The sequence below is a fragment of the Streptomyces sp. NPDC044719 genome, assembly GCF_056433405.1.
In genome coordinates, this window is sequence record NZ_JBWKHE010000002.1 from 230,735 (window position 1) to 256,771 (window position 26,037).

Genomic DNA, 26,037 nt, shown 5'->3' on the forward strand with positions numbered 1-26,037 from the left:
GTCCGGCCGGCCGATCGGCCACCGGATCATCAGCCCGCCAGCGCCAGCGAGCCGTCGGGTTCCAGCCTCACGCCCACTCCGCGGCTGATCCGGTCGAGCGTCGTCCGCAGCCAGGCACGGTCCGCCCCGGTCGCCGGCTCCAGCCGCATCCGCCGCGCCCGCAGCGGCACCATACGCAGCCCGGCCAGCCGTCCACTGTCCGCCTCGACCGAGACGAGGAACGCGAGCCGCAGGTCGTCGCGGTACTCCTCGTAGCCGGAGATGCCCTCGTAGTCGTCGACGAAGTCGCCGCAGCCGTAGAGGATCAGCCGGTCCCGGTACACCTCCAGCGGGCGCGGGTGGTGCGAGGAGTGCCCGTGGACGACGTCGACACCGCCGTCCACCAGGGAGCGCGCGAAACGGACCTGCTCCCGGGGCACGTGAAAGCCCCAGTTCGAGCCCCAGTGCACGGACACGACAGTGACATCACCGGCCCGTCCGGCCCGCCGGACGTGCCGCACCACGGCGTCGGCAGCGGCGGGCGAGAGCGCGGGCAGGTGAGCGACCCCCGGCAGCTCCGCCGTCGCCGCCCAGCCGGACGGGATCCCGCTGGACCGCGCCCCGAGGGCGAACACCCGCAGCCGGCGGCCACCCGGGAGGGGGACCACGGCGGGTGCGTACGCCTCGTGCGCGGCACGTCCCGCACCCGCCGTCCGCAGCCCCGCCCGGGCAGCCGCGTCCAGGGTCTCCAGCAGGCCCGGACGGCCGAAGTCCAGGACGTGGTTGTTGGCCAGGACGGTCACGTCGGGGCGGGCCACGGCCAGGGCGGGCAGGTTGGCCGGGTGCATCCGGTAGTGGATCTCCTTGTCCGGCGCGAACGTGTCGCCGCTCGTCACCGACGTCTCCAGGTTCACGATCCGGGCGTCCGGCGCGGACTCGTCCAGCACGCGCAGCGCCTCGCCCCACGGCCAGGACGGCGGGACGGGCGCGGGCACCGGGCCGTGCGCCGACTCCGCCAGCCGGACGTAGGAGCGGGCGTCGTCGACGTACGCCTCCCGCAGTGCCGGATCGCAGGGATGCGCCAGGATCTGGTCCACGCCGCGCCCGAGCATCACGTCACCGCACAGGAACAGCGTCACGACGCCGCCGCCCACACCTCCACGGTAGGACAACCGCTCAGGCGTCGACCCTCACCGCGCACGACCACCCGTACGGATCCGGCCCGATCCGCAGCTCCTCCCACGCCACCGCCGTCGGGACCGACCCGGTGATCTCCACGTCCGCGAGCCCGGTGACCGCCAACCGCACGTCCAGGCCGCCGTCGGCCTCGTCGGCTTCCACGTCCACGGGCACCTGGCCGTACTCCTCCAGCCGGAAGATGACCTCGTCCAGCAGCGTCGCCAGCAGGTCGTCGTCGCTGGCCTCGAACAGCCGCACCCGGTCCACGGCCGTGGGCCGCACCCCGGTGACGTTCGCGAAGCACTCCACCATCGCCAAAACGGCCTCCGCCAGACAGTGCTCCCGGCACGCCGCCCACGCCTCGATCCGGATGTCACCCGGATGCGGCACCGCCCGGTGCCCGCACTCGCCCGGCTGCCGCGCCTGCCCGCCGTCGTCCGTGTCACCGCCCATGAACATCGCTTGCCCGACACCGGGCCACCCATGCAGCGCGGGCCGCCGCATCGCTCAGAGGGGCTCGTCCGCGAGGTACGGCGGAGCCGGGTCGTACTGGATGTAGCGGCGTACGGCCCGCGCGTGGTCACGGCCGTGCAGCCGGCCCACGAGCCACAGCGCGCTGTCGATGCCGGCCGAGACGCCCTGGCTGGTGACCAGGTTGCCGTCCACGACATAGCGGACGTCCCGGACGACCGTCACCTCGCCACGCGCCTCGAGGGTGTCCTCCTGGCTCCAGTGGGTGGCCACCCGGCGTCCGCGGGCGGGACCCGCCTCATGCAGCAGGAAGGTGCCGGTGCACACGCCGTGCACCCAGGCGGCCCGCTTCGCCGTCCTCCCGATCCAGTCGGTGACCACCGGGTTGTGCAACTGGACCTCACGCGCGCCCCGCCCGCCCGGTACGTGCAGCACGTCCAGGGGCGGATGGTCGTCCAGGGTGTGATCGGGCAGCACGCGCAGGCCCTTGTTGCAGCGCACCGGGCCGGGATGCTCGGCGATCAGCACGGCCGTGTCGGCGCCCTCGCGCAGCCGGGCGGAGACGTTGAAGACCTCCCAGGGCCCCACGAAGTCGAGTTCCTCGGCTTCCTCGAAAACAAGCAGTCCGTAAGTCGTCATACGGTTTCCCCTTCCTCTGAGACTTGTCCCTCTGAGACGTGGTGGGCGCCGGCGGTGCCCGTGGTGGAGCGGAACCGGGCGCGGTAGTCCGACGGCGCGACGCCGAGCCGGCGGTGGAACGTGCGGCGCAGGGTCTCCGCCGTGGCGAAGCCGCAGCGGCGGGCGATCGCCTCGACCGGTTCGTCGCCCTCGGTGAGCGCGCGCCGGGCGGCCTCGACACGTACGCGCTCGACATATGTGGCGGGCGGCACGCCCAGCTCGGCGGTGAAGCGGCGCTGGAGGTGACGCGGGCTCAGCCCGGCGTGCGAGGCGAGGGCGGCGATGTCGTGCCGGGCGCCCGGATCGGCGTGGATCGCTCCGACGGCGGCCCGCACCGGGTCCGTCGCCGGCTGCCGCGACCAGAGCGCCACGCTGAACTGCGACTGGCCGCCCGGGCGGCGCAGGAACAGCACCAGCCGGCGGGCCACCGCGTGCGCGACGTCCCGGCCCAGGTCGTCCTCCACCAGGGCGAGCGCCAGATCCATGCCGGACGTCACCCCGGCCGAGGTCCACACCCGCCCGTCCCGCACGAAGATCGGGTCGCAGTCCACGCGCGCCTCGGGATGCTCCCGGGCCAGCTGCTCCTCCCGGGCCCAGTGCGTGGTGACCCGCCGCCCGTCCAGCAGCCCCGCGGCCGCCAGCAGGAACACCCCGCTGCACACCGAGGCGACCCGCCGGGCACCGGCCGCGGCGGCGGCGATCCAGGAGACCAGCGCCGTGTCCTCCCGGGCCCGGTCGACCCCCTGGCCGCCGACCACCACCAGGGTGTCCGTCGCGGCCGGGTCGAGGTCCGCCACACCGTGCGCGGCGTGCACGAGCAGCCCGCTGACCGACCTGACCGGCCCCGGCCGGGACGCCACGATCTCGCAGGCGTAGTCGCCCGCGCTGTGGAACACCTCGTGCGGGCCGGTGAGATCGAGCGGCTGGAAGCCGTCGAAGACGACGAAGACGATACGGCGTGGAGTCGCTCGCGGAGTCACGCTTCTACGCTCCGTCCGCCCGGGTCATGGCGTCAACGACACGCATCCCACAGATCGCGCCATGCCGCTCGCGGGACGCCCGCCGCAGCGTGGGTAGGCGGACGGCAGGACCCACGGGGGGACCGGGGGAGAGGAGGCCTCCGATGATCACCCAGACGGTCACCGTGCCGGCCGGCGGCGCCGCGCTCACCGGTGATCTGAACCTGCCGCCGGACGCCCGCGCGGTCGTGCTGTTCGCGCACGGCAGCGGCAGCTCCCGGCACAGCCCCCGCAACCGCGAGGTCGCCGCCGGCCTGCGCACCGCCGGGCTCGGCACCCTGCTGATCGACCTGCTCACCGAGGAGGAGGAACGGCTGGACCTGCGCACCGCCGAACTCCGCTTCGACATCCCCCTGCTGGGACGCCGGCTGGTGGCCGCCATCGACTGGCTGGAGCAGTGGTACGGCACCCAGGGCCTGCCCGTCGTCCTGTTCGGCGCCAGCACCGGCGCGGGCGCGGCCCTGGTCGCCGCCGCCGAACGGCCCGGCCGGGTGCCGGCGGTCGTCTCGCGCGGTGGCCGGCCCGACCTGGCGGGCGACGCGCTGGCCGCCGTCCGGGCCCCGGTGCTGCTCATCGTGGGCGGCCGGGACCAGCACGTGCTGCGGCTCAACGAGAAAGCGGCCCGGCGGCTGCGGTCCCCGCACACCCTCCTCGTGGTGCCCGGCGCCACCCATCTGTTCGAGGAGCCCGGCACGCTGGATCGCGTCACCGAGGCGGCCCGGCAGTGGTGCGACGAGCGACTGACCACCACGGCGGGCTGACACCGGACGTACCCGGCGCCGGTGCGTTGTCCACCGGGCGGTGGGTACGCGGAGGCCGGGCCGGCCGAGGGCCCTCTCCGTGCGGGAAGCAGAGGTGACCGTCATGCGGTTCCACGATCGCCGGCAGGCAGGCCGGGAACTGGCCGAGAAGCTGCGCGCCCGGCAACACGAGGGGGCCCTGCCCCGTCCGCTCGTTCTCGCCCTGCCCCGCGGCGGGGTCGCCGTGGCGAGCGAGGTCGCGGCGGCGCTGGACGCCCCGCTCGACGTACTGGTCGTACGGAAGATCGGGGCGCCCTACCAGGAGGAGTTCGGCGTCGGCGCGATGGCGGGGGACGAGGTGCCGCTCCTCGACGAGGACGCCCTGCGCCACCTGGGCCTGCGCGAGGAGGCCCTCGCGCCCGTCATCGAGCGGGAGCGCCAGGAACTGCGCCGCCGCGAGCGGCTGTACCGTCAGGGCCGCCCCGCTCCCGACCTGCGCGGACGGACGGTGATCGTCGTCGACGACGGCCTGGCGACCGGCTCCACGGCCCGCGCCGCGCTGCGCTCCGTACGCCGCCAGGAGCCGGCACGGGTGGTGCTGGCGGCGCCGGTGTGCTCGCCGGAGGCGGCCGAACTGATGCGCGCCGAGGCCGACGAGGTGATCTGCCTCCACCGGCCGGCCGCGTTCATGGCCGTGGGCCTCTGGTACGAGAACTTCGACCAGCTGACGGACCAGGACGTCCTGGAAGCGCTCCACGTGCAGCTTTGACCAATTGTTCACCTGGCAGATGTGGCGGAAACCGGCCACCGCGGACAACGATGTCCCATCCCCACACCTGCACCAGGAGCAACAGTGAACGTCTCGCTATCCGTGTGGCTGCTGACCGTGGCGGCCCTGTGCGTGCTCGTCGCCGTCGACTTCTTCGTCGGCCGCAAGCCCCACGATGTGTCGATCAAGGAAGCCGGGACGTGGACGGTGGTGTGGATCGTCCTGGCGGTGCTGTTCGGGCTGGGGCTCTGGTACTTCGGTGGGAGCGGGCCCACCGGTGAGTTCTTCGCCGGGTACATCACCGAGAAGTCGCTCAGCGTGGACAACCTCTTCGTGTTCGTCCTGATCATGGGGAAGTTCGCGGTGCCCTCGCAGTACCAGCAGCGGGTGCTGATGGTCGGTGTACTGATGGCCCTGGTGCTGAGGGCCGTCTTCATCGCGGCCGGCGCGGCGATCATCTCCGCCTTCTCCTGGGTGTTCTACATCTTCGGCGCCTTCCTGATCTGGACTGCCTGGAAGCTGGTCCAGGACGCGCGCAAGGACCAGCACGAGGAGGAGTACCAGGAGAACAAGCTGCTGAAGATGGCGGAGCAGCGTTTCGGGGTGGCCGACCGCTACCACGGCACGAAGCTGTTCATCACCGAGAACGGCAAGCGGATCATGACCCCGATGCTGGTCGTGATGCTCGCGATCGGCTCCACCGACGTGCTGTTCGCCCTCGACTCCATCCCCGCGATCTACGGCCTCACCCAGGACCCGTACATCGTGTTCACCGCGAACGCCTTCGCCCTGATGGGCCTGCGTCAGCTGTACTTCCTCATCGGCGGCCTGCTGAAGAAGCTGGTGCACCTCTCGTACGGGCTGTCGATCATCCTCGGCTTCATCGGCGTGAAGCTGGTGCTGCACGCGCTGCACGAGTCGGGCGTCCATGTGCCCGAGATCAGCATCCCCTTCTCGCTGGGCTTCATCGTGCTGGTCCTGACCGTCACGACGATCACCAGCCTGCGGGCCTCGAAGAAGCAGGAGGCCGAGGGCGAGACACGGGCGGCCGAAACCCGCTGAGGGTTCAGACGACGCCGTCCGCGCGCAGCGCCGCCACCTCCTCGCCGGTGCGGCCGAGTTCGGCGAGGATCGCCTCGGTGTGCTCGCCGACCGCCGGGACGGGGTCCATACGCGCGGGCAGGCCCGCGAGGTCGGCCGGCGGGAGCAGGGCCTCGACGGTGGCACCCGGCACCGCTACCTCGGCCCAGCGGCCGCGGTCGGCCAGCACCGGGTGGTCCAGGAACGCGGCGACGTCGTTGACCCCGGCGCAGGCGATGCCGATGCGCTCCAGGTCCTTGAGGATCTCGCCGGAGCCGGAGCGGGCGAAGCGGCCGGCGACGACGGCGTCGAGTTCCTCGCGGTGGGCGACGCGGTCGGAGGCGGTGGCGAAGCGGGGGTCGTCGACCAGGTCCGGCCGGCCGAGGAACTCCCCGCACAGGGCCACCCACTCCCGCTCGTTCTGGATGGAGAACAGCACCTCCTTGCCGTCGGCGGCCGGGTACGTCCCGTACGGCGCGATGGTGGCGTGCCGGGTGCCCAGGCGCGGGGGCTGGGCGCCGCCGTGCCGGGTGTAGTAGGCGGGCTGGCCCATCCACTCCGCGAGGGCCTCGAACAGGGAGACCTCCACCGGGTGGGCCTCGCCGGTGGTGGCGCGGGTGTACGGGGCGGTGAGGACGCCGCTGTAGGCGTACATCCCGGCGGCGATGTCGGCCACGGAGATCCCGGTCCGGGCGGTCCCCTCAGGGGTTCCCGTCAGGGACACCAGCCCGGTCTGGCACTGCACGAGCAGGTCGTAGGCCTTGCGGTCGGCCCAGGGGCCGGTCGTGCCGTAACCGGAGATCGTGCACGGGATCAGACCGGGCCGGCGGCTCTGGACGGTGGCGGGGTCCAGGCCGAGCCGGCCGGCCGCGCCCGGGGCGAGGTTCTGCACGAACACGTCGGCGCCGTCGAGGAGGTCGTGCAGGATCTCGTGGCCGCGCGGGTCCTTGAGGTCCAGGGTGAGGGACTCCTTGGACCGGTTGAGCCACACGAAATAGCTGGAGTGCCCGTGCACGGTCGTGTCGTAACGGCGGGCGAAGTCGCCGTCGCCCGGCCGCTCCACCTTGATCACACGGGCGCCGAGGTCGGCGAGCTGCCGGGTGGCGTAGGGCGCGGCCACGGCCTGCTCCACACTGACCACGGTGACCCCGGACAGGGGATAGCGCTGCACGCTCATGCCTCATGCTCCTGAACCTCGTACGGACGGCGCCCGGACAGTCTCTCCCGGGCGACGGACCGTGGCACGGGCCATGGGCGCGATCTGGATCACGACGGGGCCTATCACAACGGGGTGTGACCCGCCTGGGTGGTCGGCTACGGGCGGGCCAAATGGCGCATGGCCAGGGCCAGTTGGAGCCGGAGGCGGCCCTGCGGGGTGCGCAGCGGCCAGCCGAGCAGGTGCTCCGCGTGTGTCAGCCGGTCCTGGAGCGTGGAGTGGTGGACGTTGATCTCGGCGGCGGCCGCCCGCAGGCTCGCTGTGGACGCGACCGCGTGCAGGGTGGCCGGCAACCAGGGCGTGATCGCCGCGGCCGTCTCCAGGGCACGAACGTCGGGCGGCGGCTCGGCGCCCGGGACGACGAGGTCGGCGAGCAGGGCGATCCCGCCCAGCTCATCGGCGTGCACGACCCGCGGTCCGGGGTCCTGCGGGGTGCCCTCGGCGGTGAACCGCAGGGCGGTACGGGCCGCCGCCCATGACCGGGGCAGCTCGAGCACGGGCACGGCGGGCCCGACCCCGAGGCGGGCGTCCGGAAGAGCCGGGCGGGACTCCGCGACGCCCGCGCTCCCCGTCCCGGCGGGTACGACCCGAGGCCGGCCGTTCAGCGGGGCGAGAACCCGCGCCGCCGCCGTGGGGTCGAGACCGAGCCGCCGTGCGCTGTAGAGGCGCGCCTGCTCCGGGGCCGAGGCATCGAGAAGAGTCTCGACCAGCGCCGGGTCATCGGCCGGGGCCCGACCCCGAGTACGGTCGAGCACGAGCCGCAGGGCAACGGAGGCGCGCTCGAGTATCACCGCGTCGACGACACTGGTCGCGGGCGCAGCGACATCCGCGACGACCGGGCCGGGTTGCACGTCTGCGTGCTCTGCGACGGCCAGGCCGGGCGGGTTCCCGGCCTGTTCTGCGCCGCCCGTGTCGGGTCGGGGCCGGGTCTGTCCGGCGATGCCCTGGCCGGGTGTCGCCTTGGCGTGCTCTGCGCCGGCCGCGCTGGGCGGGTTCCCGGCCTGTTCTGCGCCGCCCGTGTCGGGTCGGGGCCGGGTCTGTCCGGCGATGCCCTGGCCGGGTGTCGCCCCGGCGTGCTCTGCGCCGGCCGCGCTGGGCGGGTTCCCGGCCTGTTCTGCGCCGGCCGCGTCGGGTCGGGACCGGGCCTGTCCGGCGATGCCCTGGCCGGGTGTCGCCCCAACGTCTTCGGCGACAGCCACGCTGGGTGTGGCCCCGGCCTGTTGCGCGACGACCCGGCCGGGTGTCACCCCGGCGGCTTCCGCGACGAGCTGGCCGGGTGCTGCCCCGACCTGCTCCGCGACGACCCGCCTAGGCGTCGCCCCGGGGCGCTCTGCGCCGGCCGCCCCGGCCAGTTGGGCTTCGGCCCGGCTGGGTTCGCCCACGGCGCCCCCGCCCCCCTCCGCCCCGCCCCGTTCCAGCCACAGGATCGCCGGACCGTTCGGGGTCAGTCGGGCGGAAGGCCAGGTGGGGTTCGGTGGGGTGGTGGTGTCCTGGCGGGTGCCGTCGGGCTGGACCCGGACGTGGACGCGGCGCTCGGGGTCCACCAGGCGGGCCGGGCAGCCCGAGAGCACGGCGGCGCCGCGTACGAGTGCCTCGACACCGGCCCTGGACTCGGCCAGGCGGTCGAAGTAGGCGATGACCCGGACCGCCGCACCGGCGTCCGGGTCGAGCGCGGTCAGGCGTCCGGCCAGCTCTTTCATAGGCCTATGGTGCGCCATGCGGCTGTCTGGTCAGGAGAGAAGCCCGGCGTCACCCGTTCAAAAGCCTCCGCAGCCAGTTCACGTGCGCCGCCCTGGCCGACTGGGACAGCGCCGCCTGCGGTGCGAAACCGTCGAAGCCGTGGAAGCCGCCGGGCCATACGTGCAGTTCGGCCACACCACCGGCCTGCCAGATGCGCGAGGCGTAGGCGACGACCTCGTCGCGGAAGGTCTCCGCCGAGCCGACGTCGAGGAAGGCCGGGGGCAACCCGGTCAGATCCTCGGCACGGGCCGGCGCCGCGTACGCCGGCACGTCGGGCCCACCCCGCCGAGAACCGAGCAGCGCGGTCCAGCCGGTCTCGTTGGCGGTGCGGTCCCACACCCCGAGGCCCGCCATCTGGTACGTCGAGGGCGTGTCGTTGCGGTCGTCGAGCATCGGGCACATCAGGACCTGCCCGATCGGCTGCGGCCCCTTGCGGTCCCGGGTGAGCAGGGCCAGCGCCGCGCACAGCCCGCCGCCCGCGCTCGCACCCGCGATGACGATCCGCTCGGGGTCGGCGCCGAGCTCGGCGGCGTGGTCGGCCGTCCACAGCAGCCCGGCGTACACGTCCTCGACCGGCGCGGGATGCGGATGCTCCGGCGCCAGCCGGTACTCCACGGACACCACGACCGCGTCCAGCGCCTGCGCCCACGCCAGCGGCACGTCGACCCCGACCCGGTTGTTCCCGATGACCATGCCGCCGCCGTGCACGTGGTAGATCACGGGCCGTGGCCCTGAGGACGCCGGGGCGGCCGGGCGGCAGATCAGCAGCGAGATGTCGGGCTCGCCCTGCGGACCGGGCACCTGCCGGTCCTCCACCTCGAACGTCCCGCCCATCGTCAGGTCCAGCTCGGCAAGCAGCTCGATGCCCGGGCCCTGGCGCACCTCGGCGATCTGGTCCAGCGTGAGGCCCGGGCTGATCATGTCCTTGATCAACTCCAGGGCTCCGGCGAGTTCCGGGTCGAACGGCGGCGGAACATGCGTCATGGCGTCTCCTCACGCGAGGTCACGGCGGCTCGGGCTGCCATGGTCGGCCCCGCCGCCCCGGTCGCGGACGCCGCCGGGCGGCGGAACCTGCCCGCCGTACGGCGGGTGGCGCTCCGGCGTCCGGTGGGCCACAGGTGGCGGGCGAGGGCGACCGCGGTGAGCGCGGCGACCAGCACGCACACCCCCGGCCACCCGAAGCGGCCGTACGCACGCATGCCCAGCCACGAGCCGACGGCGCCACCAAGATACGCGCAGGTCATGTACGCGGTGGTGAGCCGGCTGCGCACCTCGGCCCGCAGCGTCTGGATCCGCACCTGGTTGGCCACCATCCCGGACTGCATGCCGACGTCGAGCAGCAGCGTGCCCACGACCAGGGCCGCCGCCCCCACCGCCCCGCCGAGACCGCCCAGCGCCAGCACCGCGGCCGAGCCCCCCACCACCAGGAAGCACACCCGGTTGACCGCGTCCGGCCCGTGCCGGTCGACCTGACGGCCCGCGACTGGCGTGCACACCATGGTCACCGCGTTGACCAGGGCGAGCAGCCCCACCGCCCCCGCACCCCTGTCGTACACCGGACCCGTGAGCAGCGGGGCCACCCCCGTCCACACGGCGGAGAAGCCGGCGAACACCAGGGCCTGGTAGAGGCAGGAGCGGCGCAGCAGGGCTTCCGTGCGCAGCAGACGCAGTGGCTCGGCCAGGAGCGCCGGGTAGCGCTGGGTGGAGGGCGGGACCGTCCGCGGCAGGAGGCGGGCCGACAGGGCGGCCACCGTCAGGGACAGCACGGCGGCCAGGACATACGGCGCCCGCCAGCCCAGCCAGTCGCCGAGGGCACCGCCGACGGTGCGCGACAGCAGCATGCCCGCGAGGGAGCCGCTCAGCAGCGTGCCGCCGGTGACCCCGAGCCGCTCCTTCGGCACCAGACGGGCGGCGAGCGGCCCGGTGAGCGGCGCCACCACCGTCGTCACACCCACCAGGGCACTGGCTCCGACCAGCGGCACCAGCCCCGGCGCGGCGCTCGCGGCGAGCAGCCCCAGCCCGGTGACCGTGAGGAGCGTGACCAGCAGCGGGCGGTGCGGGAGGCGGTCGCCGAGCGGGACGAGCAGCCAGATCCCGGCCGCGTAGCCGAACTGGGTCGCGGTGACGACGGCGGCGGCCGCGCCGGGCGAGACGTGCAGGCCGGACGCCACCAACGGGCTGACGGCCTGCGGGAAGTACACATTGCCCACGGCCGCGCCGCAGACCAGGGCCAGCACCAGGATCAGCCGGGGGCTCGCGCCCTGGTGCGCTGTAATCTGCCTGTGGTCGTGATCCGTCATGGGCCGAAGTCCACGCCACGGCGGGGAAGTTGCCAAAGGATTTAGCGGGGGCCTTGATGATCAGCTTCCGGCTCGGCGTCGAGGACCTCGCCGACACCCGCTTCGCGATCTCGCCGCTGCGCGAGGTGATGGGCAGCCTGCGTGCCCTGCGCGCACCCGCCCTCTATCCGCTGCATGTGCGGTGGCGCGCCGCCGTGCTCCAGGGGCTCGACCCGGCCGACGCCCGGCTGCTGGCCGCCCTGGTGGGGGACACCCTGGCCCTGCCCGACTTCCTGACCCCGAGGCCGACGTCCTTCGCGCCCACTCTCGACGAGCAGCTCACCGTCGTACGCGCCACACCCGCGGAGACGGTACGCCGCGATCTGCTCGCCGCCCATGCGCCCCGGCCCCTGCCGGACGTGCTGCGGGCGGTCTCCGCGCCCGGTGACGCGCCGGTCGCGGAGCTGCTGGAGGAGCTGTGCGCACTCCTGCGCCGCTACTGGGAGTCGGCGCTGCTGCCGTACTGGCCCCGGATGCGGCTCGTCCTGGAGGCCGACATCACCCACCGGGCACGGCAGCTGGCCACCGGCGGCGCCCGGTTGCTCTTCGTCGATCTGCACCGCAACCTGCGCTGGGACGACGGTGTCCTGCGCGTCGACCGGATGCGCGGACGCCACCACGTGGACGGCTCGGGGCGGGGCCTGCGCCTGGTCCCCTCCCTGTTCGCGCATCAGCCGGCGCCCCCGGTCAGTGCCGCGGAACCGCCGATGCTCGCCTACCCGAGCCGGGGCGCAGCGACCCTGTGGGAGCCGGAACCCGAGCCGGACGCCCCGGGCCTCGCGGCCCTGCTCGGCGCGCCCCGCACCACGCTGCTGCGGCTGCTGGCCGAACCGCTGCCGACGGTGGAGCTGGCCCGGCGCCTGGGCGTGACCCCGAGCGCCGTGTCCCAGCACCTGCGTGTCCTGCACGCGACGGGTCTGGTCACCCGGGCCCGCGACGGCCGCCGGGTGCTCTACCGGCGCAGCCCACTGGGGGAGCGGCTGGTGCGGCAAGGCGGGTCCTGAGCGCTCAGCGGCTCGCGCTGCCCGACCGGGCCGGAGCGGATCCGGAGGCCGGCCCGCTGCGGGAGACGACGCGCGTCCCGCAGCCGTCGACGACCCGGACCTGCAGGGAGCCGCACCCGCAGCGCGTCCACTCCGTGCGGCCCGTCGCGGTGGTGTGCCGCGACAGCACCCGGAACGGCTCGCCCCCGTCCGGCCAGCCGCAGTGCGGGCAGGCCGTGGCGTTGGTGCTGGTCATGACTGACTCCTCGTACCTCGTGGCTGGTTGACCGTCGCGACACAGCCAGGGTGCGTCGGGATCTCCTTACACGTCCAGGTTGACTTTGTGCACGGCATTGTGAAGCGTGGACTGCATGATTGACCTGCGCAGGCTGCACGTCCTCAGGGCCGTCTCCCACTACGGCACGGTCACCGCCGCCGCCCGGGCCCTGCACTTCACTCCGTCCGCCGCCTCCCAGCAGATCCGGCAGCTCGCCCGTGACCTGGACGTCGACCTGCTGGAGCCCCAGGGGCGCGGGGTGCGCCTCACCCCGGCCGCCGAGAGCCTGCTGGCGCACGCCGACGCCATCCAGGCCCGCTGGGACCTGGCCGAACTCGATCTACGGGCCGACCACGGAGCGCCCTCCGGGGTGCTGCGCGTGACCGGTTTCCCGGTGGCCATCTCGGTGCTGCTGGCCCCGATGGCGGCCCGGCTGGGCGAGCGGCATCCGCGGCTGTCCGTACGGATCGCCGAGGTGGGTGTCCCGGAGAGCTTCGATCTGCTCTTTGAGGGGGAGACCGACCTGGCGATTGTCGAGGCCACTCCGCTCAACCCGCCGCTGAGTGACACGAGGTTCGACCAGCAGCCGCTGCTGGACGACCCGTTCGACCTGGTCGTCCCCGAGGGACACCGGCTCGCCGGGCGGGCCCGGGTCGACCTCGCCGAGGCGGCGCGCGAGACATGGATCGCGCCGGTGGAGGAGAGCCCCTGCCGCCCGCACGTCCTGTCCGCCTGCGGCGCGGCGGGATTCACCCCCGACGTGGTCCACCACGCCCTGGACTGGAACGTCGCCGCCCATCTCGTCGCCCACCGGCTCGGCGTCGCCCTCGTCCCGCGCCTGGCCCACCTGACCCCGCACCTCCCGATCACGCGGGTCCGCTGCACAGGCAACCCCCACCGCAAGCTCCTGACCTGCACCCGCGGCGGCGGCCACGCCCGCCCGGCGGTCACGGCGGCCCTCCGGGAACTGCGCGACCTGGCCCCCACGGCGGTCGCCTGACCCCGCCGCCGGGAAGCCCGGCCGCCCGGCCGCCCGCCGCCGGACCGCCCGGCCGCCCGTCGCCCGCCGCCGGGCCGCCCGGCCGTCCGCCGCCCGCCGCCGGGCCGCCCGGCCGTCCGCCGCCCGTCGTCCGCCGCCGGGCCGCCCGGCCGTCCGCCGCCCGTCGCCGGGCCGCCCGGCCGTCCGCCGCCCGTCGCCGGGCCGCCCGGCCGTCCGCCGTCCGCCGCCGGGCCGCCCGGCCGTCCGCCGTCCGCCGCCGGGCCACCCGGCCGTCCGCCGCCCGCCGCCCGCCGCGCGGCAACGTCCTATCCCCTAGGCCATCGTCGTTACAACGACCCCATCCGCAGCCCATATCCCGCCCACGGCCCGGAAGCCGGCCCGTGCCCGGGTGCTCCTGCTGCGGCGCGCGTCCTCTTACGACGGCCCCACCCGTAGCGCATGTCCTGCCCGCGGCCCGGAAGCCGGCCCGTGCTCGGGTCCTCCGCTGGGGCGCCTCCACGGCGGTTGCGCGCGGACACCGCCGGCGCGCCCGGCCCGCGGCGCGGGCATCGGCTGCGGCCGGGAGCGTAGGTCGGGGCACAGGCCGGGGTTTCCCGCCGCGGCTCGCCCCTCGGCGGTCGCCTGCCGGTGCCACCCGCGCGCACCGCCCTCAGCTCATCCCCTGGCCGTCGTCCGGGGCCGAAGGCCTGCTCACCGCCCCGGCGCCCCCACCCGCAGCGCGTCCATGACGAGGTCCAGCAGTCGGGTGGCGCGCGGTTGCCAGTCGGTGTGGGGGTCGATCGTCCAGAGGCCGCCGATCGTGAGGAAGAGATCGTCCGCGGTGATCCCCGGGCGGATGGTGCCGGCCTGTTCGGCGGCGCGCAGCAGCAGTTCGGCCGCCTCCGTCACCGGGGTGTGTCCCGGCTTCGCGGGCTGCCCCGGTGCGCTGGTGGCCTGGCGGATGGCGTCGGCCAAGCCCGCCTTGGCCATGGCGAAGCGCGCGAGCCGGTCCATCCACTCGCGCAGCGCCCGGTCGGGCTCCCGGCTCTCGAGCAGCACTTCCGCGGAGTCGGCGACCTGCTGCATCTCGTGGCGGTAGATCTCCAGGACGAGTGCCTCACGGCTGGGGAAGTGGCGATAGAAGGTCCCCTGCCCGACGCACGCCTTCTTGGCAATCGAGCTCAGCGGCGCGTCCGCCGAACGCGTCAGTTCGGCCAGCGCCACTTCCAGGATGCGCTCGCGGTTGCGCTGCGCGTCCGAGCGCAGCGGAGCGTCCTTCTTCTGCCGCACTCGCCCTCCTACCGATCCCTTGGCCGAAACCCGGCCCTTGTTAAGCGGACAGTTGTCCGCTACGTTTCCGGGTAACGGACAACTGTCCGCTTGCTCCATCGTATCGGTGTGCCGTCCGCGCGGACAGCCCGCGTCCCCGCCTCCTGGCCTCGCGACATGAGAGAGAAGGCTTCCATGCCCCCGACATCGACGTCCAGCGACCTCACCCTGTCCGTCAACGGCGAGAAGTACACGCTGACCGTCGACCACCGCACCACGCTGCTCGACGCCCTGCGCGAAAGACTCGACATGACCGGCACCAAGAAAGGCTGCGATCAGGGCCAGTGCGGCGCGTGCACCGTCCTGGTCGACGGCCGCCGGAGCGTGGCCTGTCTGCAACTGGCCGTGGCGGCCGAAGGGCGCGAGATCACCACCATCGAAGGCGTGGCCGAGGGCGACCGACTGCACCCCGTGCAGCAGGCGTTCCTCGAACTCGACGGCTACCAGTGCGGCTACTGCACGCCGGGACAGATCTGTTCGGCCATTGCGATGATCGAGGAGCACGCGGCCGGCTGGCCGAGCGCCGCCACCGACGACGTACGGCCCGAGGCGGGACCACCGCCCCTGACGCCGGAGGAGATACGGGAGCGCATGAGCGGCAACCTCTGCCGCTGCGGCGCCTACGTCTCGATCGTCCAGGCCGTGGCCCGGGCCGCCGAGTCCGAGGGGGCGGCGGCATGAGGGAGTTCGGCTACCAGCGGGCGTACGACGTCTCCGGCGCCGTGGCGCTGCTCGACGGCGACCGGGAAGCCCGCTTCCTGGGCGGCGGCACCAACCTGGTCGACCTGATGAAGACCGGCGTCGAGCGGCCCGCCCTCCTCGTCGACGTACGCGAACTGCCCCTGAACCGCGTCGAGCCCACCGAGGACGGCGGGCTGCGCATCGGGGCGACCGTCACCAACAGCGACCTCGCCGCGCACCCCGAAGTCCGGCGCCGCTACCCGGCGTTGGCACAGGCCGTACTGGCCGGTGCCTCCGGGCAGCTGCGCAACATGGCCACCGTCGGCGGCAATCTGCTCCAGCGCACCCGCTGCGGCTACTTCGCCGACGTCACCGCCCCGTGCAACAAGCGCAGCCCGGGCAGCGGCTGCCCCGCGATCGAGGGCGAGCACCACAACCACGCCGTCCTCGGCGCCTCCGACCACTGCGTGGCCACCCACCCCTCCGACATGGGCGTGGCCCTGGCCGCCTTCGACGCGACCGTGTCGTACGAGACGGCGGACGGGCCGGGGGAGCTGCCGCTCGCCGACTTCTACCTGCCGGTGGGGGAGACCCCGCATCTGGAGACCGCCCTGCCGCCGGGCGCGCTGATCACCGGCGTCACCCTGCCGCCCACCGCCACAGCGGCCAACTCCCGCTACCGCAAGGTCCGCGAGCGCGCCTCGTACGCCTTCGCCATCGGCTCGATCGCCGCCGCGCTGGACGTCCGGGACGGCGTCGTGCACGACGTGCGCCTGGCCTTCGGGGCCGTCGCCTCCCGCCCCTGGCGGGCCCGCGCGGCCGAGGGCGTCCTGCTCGGCGCACCCGCCGACGCCGAGACCTTCGCGGCCGCCGCGGAGCTCGAACTGGCCGCCGCCAGGCCCCTGCCCCACAACGGATACAAGGTGACCCTGATGCGCAACCTCGTCGTGGCCGTGCTGAGCGAACTCGCCGAGGAGGCCACCCGATGACCACCGCCACCAGGGGTGCCGTCGGCTCCGCGCACACCCGCGTGGAAGGCCGCGACAAGGTCACCGGAGCCGCCCGCTACGCCGGCGAGATCCCGTTCGCCGACCTCGCCCACGGCTGGCTGGTGCTGTCCACCGTCGCCCGCGGCCGCATCCGCGCCCTGGACACCGACGCCGTGCTCGGGATGCCCGGCGTCCTCGCCGTGCTCCACCACGAGAACGCCCCGCGCGTCGACACCGACTACGCCGGGCTGATGGGCATGTCCCCGGACCCGAGCATCGCCCTCTTCCAGCACGACCGGGTGGCCCACCGGGGCTGGCCCGTGGCCCTCGTCGTCGCCGAGACGTCCGAGCAGGCCCGGGAAGCCGCCGAGTCCCTCCAGGTCCACTACGACCAGGAGCCGCACGACGTCGCGTTCTCCGCCGAGCGGGAGAGCGAGGCGTACGCGCTCGACGGGCACCTGCCGGGCGTCGTCGAGAAGGGCGACCTGGAGGCCGAGCTCGCGGCGTCCGCCGTCGTGCTGGACGCGGAGTACACCACTCCGGAGGAGCACCACAACCCGATGGAGCCGCACGCGGCGACGGCCCTGTGGGAGGGCGGCCGGCTCGAGGTCGTCGACTCCAACCAGGGCACCATCTGGGTCGCCGGCGAGCTCGCCAACCTGTTCTCCCTCGACCCGTCCTCCGTACGGGTGCGGTCCGAGCATGTCGGCGGCGGCTTCGGCAGCAAGGGTGTCCGTGCGCACCAGGTGGGCGCCGTGATGGCCGCGACCGTTCTGCAACGCCCCGTCAGGGTCGTCATGACCCGCCGGCAGATGTTCTCACTCGCCGGGTACCGCAGCCCCACGGCCCAGCGGGTCAGGCTCGGCGCGGACCCGGACGGGCGGCTGCGCGCGCTGGAGCACCGGTCCCTGAACCTCACCTCCACCGTGCACGAGTTCGTCGAGCCGAGCGCCGCGGCGGGCCGGTCGATGTACGCCGCCGACGCCCACCACACGGCCAGCCGGCTCGTGCGGCTCGACGTACCGACCCCGACGTGGATGCGCGCCCCGGGCGAGGCACCGGGCTCGTTCGCGCTGGAGTCGGCGCTCGACGAACTCGCCGAGCGGTGCGGCCTCGACCCGATCGAGCTGCGCATACGCAACGAGCCCGAGGTGGGCCCGGTGTCCGGGCTGCCGTTCGGCAGCCGCAATCTGATCGCCTGCTTCCGTGAGGGCGCCCGCCGGTTCGGCTGGGCGGAGCGGGACCCGCGGCCGGGAGTGCGCCGCGACGGCCGCTGGCTGCTCGGCACGGGCACCGCCGCCGCCTCCTTCCCCGCCGGAGCCATGCCCTCCACGGCCGCCGTCACCGCGGAGGCGGACGGCACCTTCACGGTGCGGATCAACGCCGCGGACATCGGCACCGGCGCCAGGACCGCGCTCACGCTGGTCGCCGCCGACGCCCTGGACGTGGCGACGGACCGCGTCCGGGTACGCGTCGGGGACAGCGACTTCGGCCCGGCGATGATCGCCGGCGGCTCGATGGGCACCCGCTCCTGGGCCTGGGCCGTCACGGCCGCCGCAGACGAGCTGCGCCGGAGTCTCGCGCCGGGCGCCGACATCCCTCCGGAGGGCATCACCGTACGGTCGGACACGACCGAGGCCATCGGCTCCCTCGCCCAGAAGGAGCGGCACTCCTTCGGGGCGCAATTCGCCGAGGTCGCCGTCGACCCGGCCACCGGCGAGGTCCGCGTCCGCCGCATGCTGGGCATCTTCGCGGCCGGCCGGATCGTCAACCCGCTCACCGCCCGCAACCAGTTCGTCGGCGGCATGACCTGGGGCATCTCCATGGCCCTGCACGAGGAGGCCGTACGGGACCGGGCCAGCGGCGGCCTCTACGGCGCCGACCTGGCGGGCTACCACGTCGCCGCGCACGCCGACGTGCCCCACATCGAGGCCGACTGGGTCGACGACCCCGACCCGGACGACCCGGTCGGCATCAAGGGCATCGGCGAGATCGGCATCGTGGGTGCCGCGGCGGCGGTCGCCAACGCCGTGTGGCACGCGACCGGGGTACGCCACCGGAACCTGCCGATCCGGCCCGACCGTGTCCTGCTGGCGGGCGGCGATGCTTGACCTGGCCAGGCAGCTGCACGAGTGGATCGAGGAGGGCCGGGAGTTCGCCGTCGCCACGGTCGTCGCCGTCGGCGGCAGCGCCCCGCGCCCTCCCGGCGCCGCCATGGCCGTCTGCGCCGACGGCACGGTCATCGGCTCGGTCTCCGGGGGCTGTGTGGAGGGAGCGGTGTACGACCTCTGCGTCCAGGCGCTCCAGGAGGGCGAGACGCTCGTCGAGCGGTTCGGCTACAGCGACGAGGACGCCTTCGCCGTCGGGCTGACCTGCGGCGGAACCATCGACGTCATGATCACCCCGTACGACGCCTCCAGGACACCCCAGGCGGCCGCGCTGTCGGCCGCCGCCCGTGGCGAGCCGGTGGCTCTCGCCCGGGTGGTCCGGGGGCCCGCCGGCCTCCTCGGCCGGGCGGTGCTCGTACGCCCCGACGGCTCGCACGAAGGCGGTCTCGGCGGCACTCCCGACCTGGACCGCACCGCGATAGGCCAGGCCCGTGCCCTGCTGGAGTCCGGCCGCACGGGCACGGTCGAGCTCTCCGAGGACGGCTCGCACTGCCCAGGCGGTCTCACCCTGCTCGTGGAGTCGGCCGTGCCGCCGCCCCGCATGATCGTCTTCGGTGCGATCGACTTCGCGGCGGCCCTGGTCCGGGCGGGCAAGCTCCTCGGCCATCACGTCACCGTGTGCGACGCCCGCCCCGTCTTCGCCACCCGGGCCCGCTTCCCCGAGGCCGACGAGGTCGTCGTGGACTGGCCCCACCGCTATCTGCGGTCGACGGAGACCGACGGGCGCACGGTGCTGTGTGTGCTCACCCACGACGCGAAGTTCGACGTGCCCCTGCTGACGGAGGCCCTGCGACTGCCGGTCGCCTACGTCGGTGCCATGGGGTCCCGCCGCACCCACCAGGACCGGAACCGGCGCCTGCGGGAAGCGGGCGTCGGGGAGCGCGAGCTGGCCCGGCTGAGGTCGCCGATCGGACTGGACCTGGGCGCCCGTACGCCCGAGGAGACCGCCGTGTCCATCGCGGCGGAGATCGTCGCGGCACGGCGCGGCGGGACGGGCCTGCCGCTCACCGGCTCGGGAACCCCGATCCACCGGGCCGAGCGGCTGCCCCGAGCGGTCTGACACGGTCGGGAACCCGCCGGAGGGGCCGCGGCCGCGGCCCCTCCCTGGTACCGGTCGTGTGACGCGTCAGGCGGCGGCGGGCTCCGTGGCCTGGCCGTGCAGCCGGGTGATGACCTCGGTCAGCTGCGCGGCGACCTCGGCGTCGTCGGCCGGGTGCGTCTCGGCGAAGCGGGTCAGCGAGCCGGGGATGGAGACCTTGACGTCCTCCAGCACCTTGGCGCCGGCGATACCGACGGACTTGCGGGTCTCGTCGTGCGCCCAGACACCGCCGAACTGGCCGAAGGCGGTGCCGACCACGGCGACCGGCAGGCCGCTGAGGGCACCGGCGCCGTACGGGCGGGACAACCAGTCGATGGCGTTCTTCAGGACGGCCGGGATGGTGCCGTTGTACTCGGGCGTGAACAGGATCAGGCCGTCGGCCGCCCCGGCGGCCTCGCGCAGCTTCACGGCGGCGGCCGGAACACTGCCCTCGACGTCGATGTCCTCGTTGTAGAAGGGGATCTCGGCGAGGCCCTCGAACAGGTTCACCTCGGCACCCTCGGGGGCGAGCTTGACGGCCGCCTCGGCGAGCTGGCGGTTGTGCGACCCGGCGCGAAGGCTGCCGACGAGCGCGAGGATGCGAACAGACATGCTGACTCCCACGTAGAGAAAGACTGCTGCGAAACACAGCCGTTACGATCCGGACCGAGGTCCGTTTAATGTTCTAGCATCCTAACCGGACCGCGGTCCAGTTTTGTTCCCGATGCTTTACGCTGGCTTCATGTCCACCGCCCCGCCGCCCTTCCCGACGCCCCAGGAGCCCGTCGCCCTTCCCGAGCTGCTCCAGCTCGAGGACGCCCCGGACGTCGACGAGCCGTGCCTGCGGGCCGACGCCGCGCGCAACCGGGCCCGGCTGCTGGAGGCCGCGGGGCGGCTGGTGGCGGAGCGCGGCGCGGACGCCGTCACGATGGAGGCGGTGGCCGCGGCGGCCTGCGTCGGCAAGGGCACGGTCTTCCGCCGGTTCGGCGACCGCACCGGTCTGCTGACGGCGCTGCTCGACCACTCCGAGAAGAAGTTCCAGGCCGCGTTCCTCAGCGGCCCGCCGCCGCTCGGACCCGGCGCGCCGCCCGTGGAGCGGCTACGGGCGTTCGGCCGCGCGATGCTGCGCCGGTCGGTCGACGAACTGGAGCTGCAACTGGCCGCTGAGCCGGGCGCGAACCGCCGCTTCGTCGTCCCGGCCCGCCGGGTGCTGCGCCACCACGTGGCCATGCTCCTGCGCCAGGCGGTCCCCGCAGCGGACTGCGAACTCCTCTCCCACACGCTGATGGGCCAGCTCGACCCGGCCCTGATCCACCACCTGACCAAACAGTGCGGGATACCCCTGGCCCGCCTCGAAGAGGCGTGGACCGACCTGGTCGACCGGCTGACTGGCGCGGAATCCACGCCCTAGAGGCGCCCGCCGCCCTCCGTGAACGCTCACGGCTTCGTCACAACTCCCCCGCCGGAAAAGCGCATTGAGGCTTCTGCCAAGATGCCGTACGTCATGGTGCAGATACCGAAAACGCCCGCGCCCCCGTCCCCCGCACCGATGCGCTCCGTGCCCACGAGCGCCGATGTGGCCCGCCTGGCCGGCGTCTCGCGCGCGACCGTCTCCTACGTCCTCAACAACACCAGCGCCGTACGGATCAGCGAGCCCACCCGCCGCCGGGTCCACCAGGCCGCGAAGGAACTCGGGTACGTGCCGCACGCGGCGGCCCGCTCCTTGCGCGCCGGGCACAGCCGTATGGTCCTCATCCCCGCGCCGACCTTCCCCGTCGGCCCGCTCTACAGCCGGTTCCTCACCGACCTCCAGGTCGCGCTCGGCGGCCTGGACTACACGGTCGTGCAGTACGGCACCGGCGGCCCGCACGGCGACGACGCCGCCCGCGCCTGGGCCGAACTGCGGCCCGTGGCCGTGCTGGTGCCCGGTTCCGGACTCGGGCCGCGCGGAGTGGCCGTGCTCAAACGCTCCGGGGCTCGGGCCGTCGTCACCCTCGGCCCCGAGACCATCGAGGGCGCGCACGCCCTGCTCATGGACCACGACGTCGTCGGCTACAGCGCCGGCGCCCACCTCTACGACCGCGGCCGCCGCCGGATCGGCGTCGTCGTACCACAGGAGCCCGGCCTCGAGGCGTTCTCCGCGCCCCGGCTCGACGGCGTACGCCAGTCCCTGCGGGGCACCGACGCCACGGTGACCGAACTGCCCCTCGCCCACGAGGAACAGGCCGCGGCGCGCCTCGCCGCGCGCTGGCGGAGCCTCGGCCTGGACGCCGTGTTCACCTACAACGACGAGTACGCGATGCTCCTGATGCGGGCCCTCCAGGACGAGGGCATCCGCATCCCGGAGGAGACGGCCGTGGTCGGCGCCGACGATCTGATGCTCGGCCGGCTGCTGCGGCCGCGACTGAGTACCGTCCACCTGGAACTGCCCTCCGGCCGTGAACTCGCCGAACTGGTCGACCGCGCGGTGCGCAAGCCCGGGACCGAGCCCGAGACGCACAAGGTGCTGGGCGCGACGGTGCTGCACCGCGACTCGAGTTGACCCGACGAGGGGGAACTCCTCGGCAGACGCCCGAAACTGTCGGGCCGACAGGCGGCGCCGGTCATCGCCCTGCGGCATGACTAGGATGTTGCATCATCAACAAAATGGGGGCGCGTGCGAACGCGGCCGCAGCCCACACGGCTGCCCCGGATCGCCGCGCCCCGCCCTGTGACCGCCGAACCGGCCACGTTCCAGCGGGAGTTCCCGGAGTTCCCTCCACCCCGTACGCCGGTGACCGATCGATCGGAGAGCCGTCATGCCGCTGCTCGACACCAGGACCTGGCAGCCCTACGCCCTGGCGGGGCCCGGGTACACCGTCACCGAGCCCGCCACCGGCGGTGCCCTCGGCACCCTCGCCCTCGCCACCCCCGAGGACGTCGGCGCCGCCGCCGGGCGCGCGGCCGCCGCCCAGCGCGAGTGGGCCCGCGCCCCGCACTTCGCCCGCGCCGCCGTGCTCCGCAAGGCCGGCGACCTGTTCACCGCGCACGCCACCGAACTGCGCGAATGGATCGTCCGCGAGTCCGGTTCCGTCCCAGGCAAGGCCGACTTCGAGCTGCACGTCGCCGCCCAGGAGTGCTACGAGGCCGCCGCGCTCGCCTCCCGCCCGGCCGGCCAGGTCCTGCCCAGCGAGGCGCCGCGCCTGTCGTACACGCGCCGCGTCCCGGCCGGGGTGGTGGGCGTCATCTCACCGTTCAACGCCCCGCTGATCCTGTCCATCCGCTCCGTCGCGCCCGCCCTGGCCCTGGGCAACGCCGTCCTCCTCAAGCCGGACCCGCGCACCGCCGTCTGCGGAGGGCTCTCCCTCGCGGCGGTCCTCGCCGCCGCGGGCCTGCCGCAGGACCTGCTGCACGTGCTCCCCGGCGGCCCGGACGCCGGACAGGCCCTGGTCTCCGACCCGCGCGTGCCGGTCGTCTCCTTCACCGGCTCCACCGCCGCCGGACGGGCCGTCGGCGAGGCCGCGGGCCGTCACCTCAAGCGGGCCCACCTGGAACTGGGCGGCAACTCGGCCATGATCGTGCTGGCCGACGCCGACCTCGACGCGGTGATCTCCACCGCCGCCTGGGGCTCGTTCTTCCACCAGGGCCAGATCTGCATGACCACCGGACGCCACCTGGTGCACGCGTCCCTGTACGACGAGTACGTCGAGCGGCTGGCCGCCAAGGCGGACTCCCTCGCCGTCGGCGACCCGTACCGCGACCAGGTCCACCTGGGCCCCATCATCGACTCCGGACAGCTCGCCAAGATCAGCGGCCTGGTCGAGTCCAGCAGGGCGGCGGGCGCCAAGATCGCCGCCGGCGGCACGCACGACCGGCTCTTCTACCGGCCGACCGTCCTCGCCCATGTCGACGACCACACCCCGGCGTACACGGAGGAGGTCTTCGGCCCGGTGGCGCCCGTCCGCTCCTTCACCACCGCCGACGAGGCGGCGGCCTTGGCCGCGCAGAGCCCGTACGGCCTCTCCCTGGGCATCGTCACCCGGGACCCGGCCCGCGGCCTGGACCTCGCCGACCGCATACCGACCGGCATCGTCCACATCAACGACCAGACCGTGAACGACGAGGCCGTGGCGCCGTTCGGCGGGGTGGCCGCCTCCGGCACCGGCGCCCGCTTCGGCGGCGAGGCCAATCTGGAGGCCTTCACCGAACTGCGCTGGACGACGGTGCGCGGAGACGTGGCCCCGTACCCCTTCTAGGCCGGACACGCCCTCTGGGCCGGGCGCGGCTTCTGGGCCGGACACGCCCTCTGGGCCGGACACGACCCTGGCCGGACACGCCTCAGGGCCGGGCCCGGCCGGCGGGCCCGGGGCGGCTGCTCGGGGGCTTCCGCTCGCCCCCGGGCGGCTTACTCGGTCCCCTGCGGCTGCTGGGCCTGCTGCTCGGCGACGGCCTTGCGGACCTCGTCCATGTCCAGGCCCCGGGCCTGGCCGATGACATCGGTCAGGGCGGCCTCGGGCAGGGCACCCGGCTGGGCGAACACGGCGACCTGGTCGCGGACGATCATCAGCGTGGGAATGGACTGGATACCGAAGGCCGCGGCCAGCTCCGGCTGCGCCTCGGTGTCCACCTTGCCGAACACCAGGTCCGGGTTCTCGCCCGCCGCCTTCTCGTACACCGGGGCGAACTGCTTGCACGGCCCGCACCACTCGGCCCAGAAGTCGATCAGGACGAACTCGTTGTCCGTGACCGTCTGGTCGAAGTTCTCCTTGGTGAGCTCCACGGTGCTGCTCATGGTGTAAATCCCTCTTCCTGGTGTGGGGGCAAACCGTCGGCACAACACGGCCGACCTGGTAGGTATTCCGCGCCCCTACCCGTGTGGCCAGGGCGCACACCACCCACCAGACTGACCCCATGACGGAAACGGAAACCAACGCGTACGACGTCGTGGTGCTCGGGGCCGGGCCCGTGGGGGAGAACGTCGCAGACCGCGCCCGCGCGGCCGGTCTGACCACCGCGGTCGTGGAGAGCGAACTGGTCGGCGGCGAGTGCTCGTACTGGGCGTGCATGCCCAGCAAGGCCCTGCTGCGGCCGGTCATCGCCCGGGCGGACGCCCGCCGCGTACCCGGTCTGAGCCAGTCGGTGCGGGGGCCGCTCGACGCCTCCGCGGTCCTCGCCCACCGGGACTACTACACCTCCCACTGGAAGGACGACGGCCAGGTCGGGTGGCTCGACTCCATCGGCGCCGACCTGTACCGCGGTTTCGGGCGGCTCGCCGGCCCCCGTACGGTGACGGTCACCGGCCCCGACGGCGCCGAGCACGTCCTGACCGCCCGGCACGCCGTCGCCGTCTGCACCGGCAGCCGCGCGTCCCTCCCGAAACTGCCCGGGCTGGACGAGGTCCGGCCATGGACCAGCCGGGAGGCCACCAGCTCCCCGAGCGTGCCGGGCCGGCTGATCGTGGTCGGCGGCGGCGTGGTCGCCACCGAGATGGCCACGGTCTGGCAGGCCCTCGGCTCCGAGGTCACGATGCTGGTCCGCGGCAAGGGCCTCCTGCCCCGGATGGAACCCTTCGCCGGGGAACTGATCGCCGAGGCGCTCACCGAGGCCGGCACGGACGTCCGTACCGGCACGTCCGTGGAGTCGGTGTCCCGCGAGAACGGCACGGTGGTCGCCGTCACCGACACGGGCGACCGCGTCGAGGCCGACGAGATCCTCTTCGCCACCGGCCGCGCGCCGCGCACCGACGACATCGGCCTGGAGACGATCGGCCTCGACCCCGGCTCCTGGCTGCCGGTCGACGACAGCCTCCGCGTCACCGGCCACGACTGGCTGTACGCGGTCGGCGACGTCAACCACCGCGCCCTGCTCACCCACCAGGGCAAGTACCAGGCGCGCATCGCGGGCGCGGCCATCGCGGCGGCGGCCACGGGGGAGACCCTCCTCGCCCAGCCCTGGAGCGCTCATGCGGCGACCGCCGACAGCGCCGCCGTACCCCAGGTCGTCTTCACCGACCCGGAGGCCGCGGCGGTGGGCCTGTCCCTGGCCGAGGCAGAACAGGCAGGCCACCGCGTGAAGGCCGTCGACGTCGACCTGTCCACCGTCGCCGGGGCCGGCCTCTACGCCGACGGCTACAAGGGCCGCGCCCGCATGGTCGTCGATGTCGAGGCCGAGATCCTCCGCGGAGTGACCCTCGTGGGCCCGGGCGTCGGCGAACTGATCCACTCCGCGACGATCGCCGTGGCCGGCGAGGTCCCGGTCAGCCGTCTGTGGCACGCGGTCCCGTCCTACCCGACGATCAGTGAGGCGTGGCTCCGGCTGCTGGAGGCGTACCGGGACGCCTGACTGGACCGGACCGGACCGGCCC

At 74.0% G+C, this 26,037-nt stretch carries 25 protein-coding genes; 13 read left to right on the forward strand and 12 right to left on the reverse strand.

Going from position 1 to position 26,037, the window contains the following annotated elements:
* Positions 1–29: 29 nt before the first annotated feature.
* From AC07DF_RS07720 to AC07DF_RS07735, 4 genes are read right to left on the reverse strand one after another with little or no spacing between them, the layout of a single operon-like run.
* Positions 30–1,133 (reverse strand): CapA family protein, encoded by a 1,104-nt coding sequence (locus tag AC07DF_RS07720; protein WP_478967975.1) that lies wholly within the window; start codon positions 1,131–1,133, stop codon positions 30–32.
* 22 nt (positions 1,134–1,155) lie between these two features.
* A complete protein-coding gene (locus AC07DF_RS07725; protein WP_478967977.1) occupies positions 1,156–1,611 on the reverse strand; it encodes an archease in 456 nt (151 codons plus the stop codon).
* A 54-nt stretch (positions 1,612–1,665) separates the two neighbouring features.
* Positions 1,666–2,268, reverse strand: a complete 603-nt coding sequence (locus AC07DF_RS07730; protein WP_478967980.1) for a DJ-1/PfpI family protein — start codon at positions 2,266–2,268, stop codon at positions 1,666–1,668.
* A complete protein-coding gene (locus tag AC07DF_RS07735; RefSeq protein WP_478967982.1) occupies positions 2,265–3,287 on the reverse strand; it encodes a GlxA family transcriptional regulator in 1,023 nt (340 codons plus the stop codon). The genes AC07DF_RS07730 and AC07DF_RS07735 overlap by 4 nt, the downstream gene beginning before the upstream one ends.
* A gap of 143 nt (positions 3,288–3,430) precedes the next feature.
* Between AC07DF_RS07735 and AC07DF_RS07740 the strand changes: the two genes are divergently transcribed.
* The 3 genes from AC07DF_RS07740 (at position 3,431) to AC07DF_RS07750 (ending at position 5,897) form a co-directional block, all read left to right on the forward strand.
* Positions 3,431–4,087 carry a dienelactone hydrolase family protein gene (locus AC07DF_RS07740; RefSeq protein WP_478967984.1) on the forward strand — a complete coding sequence of 219 codons (657 nt, stop codon included), beginning with the start codon at positions 3,431–3,433 and terminating at the stop codon, positions 4,085–4,087.
* 103 nt (positions 4,088–4,190) lie between these two features.
* Positions 4,191–4,835 (forward strand): phosphoribosyltransferase, encoded by a 645-nt coding sequence (locus tag AC07DF_RS07745; protein ID WP_478967986.1) that lies wholly within the window; start codon positions 4,191–4,193, stop codon positions 4,833–4,835.
* An 84-nt stretch (positions 4,836–4,919) separates the two neighbouring features.
* Complete coding sequence (locus tag AC07DF_RS07750) at positions 4,920–5,897, forward strand: TerC family protein (protein ID WP_478967988.1); 978 nt, start codon at positions 4,920–4,922, stop codon at positions 5,895–5,897.
* A 4-nt stretch (positions 5,898–5,901) separates the two neighbouring features.
* Here AC07DF_RS07750 and AC07DF_RS07755 read toward each other — a convergent pair whose 3' ends face one another.
* The 4 genes from AC07DF_RS07755 to AC07DF_RS07770 all read right to left on the reverse strand — a co-directional run bounded on the left by AC07DF_RS07755 (position 5,902) and on the right by AC07DF_RS07770 (position 11,171).
* Entirely contained in the window at positions 5,902–7,092 is a 1,191-nt protein-coding gene (locus AC07DF_RS07755; protein ID WP_478967990.1) for a CaiB/BaiF CoA transferase family protein, read from the reverse strand.
* A gap of 137 nt (positions 7,093–7,229) precedes the next feature.
* Positions 7,230–8,180 (reverse strand): helix-turn-helix domain-containing protein, encoded by a 951-nt coding sequence (locus tag AC07DF_RS07760; RefSeq protein ID WP_478969444.1) that lies wholly within the window; start codon positions 8,178–8,180, stop codon positions 7,230–7,232.
* Between the two features lie 700 nt (positions 8,181–8,880).
* Complete coding sequence (locus AC07DF_RS07765; RefSeq protein ID WP_478967992.1) at positions 8,881–9,855, reverse strand: alpha/beta hydrolase; 975 nt, start codon at positions 9,853–9,855, stop codon at positions 8,881–8,883.
* Positions 9,852–11,171 carry an MFS transporter gene (locus tag AC07DF_RS07770; protein ID WP_478967994.1) on the reverse strand — a complete coding sequence of 440 codons (1,320 nt, stop codon included), beginning with the start codon at positions 11,169–11,171 and terminating at the stop codon, positions 9,852–9,854. Before AC07DF_RS07770 ends, AC07DF_RS07765 begins: the two co-directional genes overlap by 4 nt.
* A gap of 56 nt (positions 11,172–11,227) precedes the next feature.
* Here AC07DF_RS07770 and AC07DF_RS07775 point away from each other — a divergent pair, with 56 nt between their 5' ends.
* Positions 11,228–12,214, forward strand: a complete 987-nt coding sequence (locus tag AC07DF_RS07775) for an ArsR/SmtB family transcription factor (protein WP_478969446.1) — start codon at positions 11,228–11,230, stop codon at positions 12,212–12,214.
* 4 nt (positions 12,215–12,218) lie between these two features.
* On the opposite strand, the gene AC07DF_RS07780 is transcribed toward AC07DF_RS07775, so the two are convergent.
* The gene (locus tag AC07DF_RS07780) at positions 12,219–12,449 is read right to left on the reverse strand and encodes a hypothetical protein (RefSeq protein WP_454361368.1); all 231 of its coding nucleotides are present in this window, start codon (positions 12,447–12,449) and stop codon (positions 12,219–12,221) included.
* Between the two features lie 115 nt (positions 12,450–12,564).
* Here AC07DF_RS07780 and AC07DF_RS07785 point away from each other — a divergent pair, with 115 nt between their 5' ends.
* Complete coding sequence (locus AC07DF_RS07785; protein ID WP_478967997.1) at positions 12,565–13,470, forward strand: LysR family transcriptional regulator; 906 nt, start codon at positions 12,565–12,567, stop codon at positions 13,468–13,470.
* 690 nt (positions 13,471–14,160) lie between these two features.
* On the opposite strand, the gene AC07DF_RS07790 is transcribed toward AC07DF_RS07785, so the two are convergent.
* A complete protein-coding gene (locus AC07DF_RS07790) occupies positions 14,161–14,739 on the reverse strand; it encodes a TetR/AcrR family transcriptional regulator (RefSeq protein WP_478967999.1) in 579 nt (192 codons plus the stop codon).
* Between the two features lie 174 nt (positions 14,740–14,913).
* Here AC07DF_RS07790 and AC07DF_RS07795 point away from each other — a divergent pair, with 174 nt between their 5' ends.
* From AC07DF_RS07795 to AC07DF_RS07810, 4 genes are read left to right on the forward strand one after another with little or no spacing between them, the layout of a single operon-like run.
* Complete coding sequence (locus tag AC07DF_RS07795; protein WP_478968001.1) at positions 14,914–15,459, forward strand: (2Fe-2S)-binding protein; 546 nt, start codon at positions 14,914–14,916, stop codon at positions 15,457–15,459.
* Entirely contained in the window at positions 15,456–16,448 is a 993-nt protein-coding gene (locus AC07DF_RS07800; RefSeq protein ID WP_478968003.1) for an FAD binding domain-containing protein, read from the forward strand. Before AC07DF_RS07795 ends, AC07DF_RS07800 begins: the two co-directional genes overlap by 4 nt.
* A complete protein-coding gene (locus AC07DF_RS07805) occupies positions 16,445–18,559 on the forward strand; it encodes a xanthine dehydrogenase family protein molybdopterin-binding subunit (protein WP_478968005.1) in 2,115 nt (704 codons plus the stop codon). Before AC07DF_RS07800 ends, AC07DF_RS07805 begins: the two co-directional genes overlap by 4 nt.
* Positions 18,552–19,676 (forward strand): XdhC family protein, encoded by a 1,125-nt coding sequence (locus AC07DF_RS07810; protein WP_478968007.1) that lies wholly within the window; start codon positions 18,552–18,554, stop codon positions 19,674–19,676. Before AC07DF_RS07805 ends, AC07DF_RS07810 begins: the two co-directional genes overlap by 8 nt.
* Positions 19,677–19,742: 66 nt before the next feature.
* On the opposite strand, the gene AC07DF_RS07815 is transcribed toward AC07DF_RS07810, so the two are convergent.
* Complete coding sequence (locus AC07DF_RS07815) at positions 19,743–20,306, reverse strand: NADPH-dependent FMN reductase (RefSeq protein ID WP_478968009.1); 564 nt, start codon at positions 20,304–20,306, stop codon at positions 19,743–19,745.
* A 130-nt stretch (positions 20,307–20,436) separates the two neighbouring features.
* On the opposite strand from AC07DF_RS07815, the gene AC07DF_RS07820 reads away from it, so the two are divergent.
* The 3 genes from AC07DF_RS07820 (at position 20,437) to AC07DF_RS07830 (ending at position 23,929) form a co-directional block, all read left to right on the forward strand.
* Positions 20,437–21,105, forward strand: a complete 669-nt coding sequence (locus AC07DF_RS07820; RefSeq protein ID WP_478968011.1) for a TetR/AcrR family transcriptional regulator — start codon at positions 20,437–20,439, stop codon at positions 21,103–21,105.
* A gap of 81 nt (positions 21,106–21,186) precedes the next feature.
* Positions 21,187–22,236, forward strand: coding sequence for a LacI family DNA-binding transcriptional regulator (locus tag AC07DF_RS07825; RefSeq protein WP_478968013.1), 1,050 nt, complete (start codon positions 21,187–21,189; stop codon positions 22,234–22,236).
* Between the two features lie 256 nt (positions 22,237–22,492).
* Positions 22,493–23,929, forward strand: a complete 1,437-nt coding sequence (locus AC07DF_RS07830; RefSeq protein WP_478968015.1) for an aldehyde dehydrogenase family protein — start codon at positions 22,493–22,495, stop codon at positions 23,927–23,929.
* A gap of 149 nt (positions 23,930–24,078) precedes the next feature.
* Here the strand turns inward: AC07DF_RS07830 and trxA are convergent, their stop codons facing one another.
* Complete coding sequence (gene trxA, locus AC07DF_RS07835) at positions 24,079–24,465, reverse strand: thioredoxin (RefSeq protein WP_478968017.1); 387 nt, start codon at positions 24,463–24,465, stop codon at positions 24,079–24,081.
* 119 nt (positions 24,466–24,584) lie between these two features.
* On the opposite strand from trxA, the gene AC07DF_RS07840 reads away from it, so the two are divergent.
* Positions 24,585–26,015, forward strand: coding sequence for a dihydrolipoyl dehydrogenase family protein (locus tag AC07DF_RS07840; RefSeq protein ID WP_478968019.1), 1,431 nt, complete (start codon positions 24,585–24,587; stop codon positions 26,013–26,015).
* Positions 26,016–26,037 lie beyond the last annotated feature (22 nt).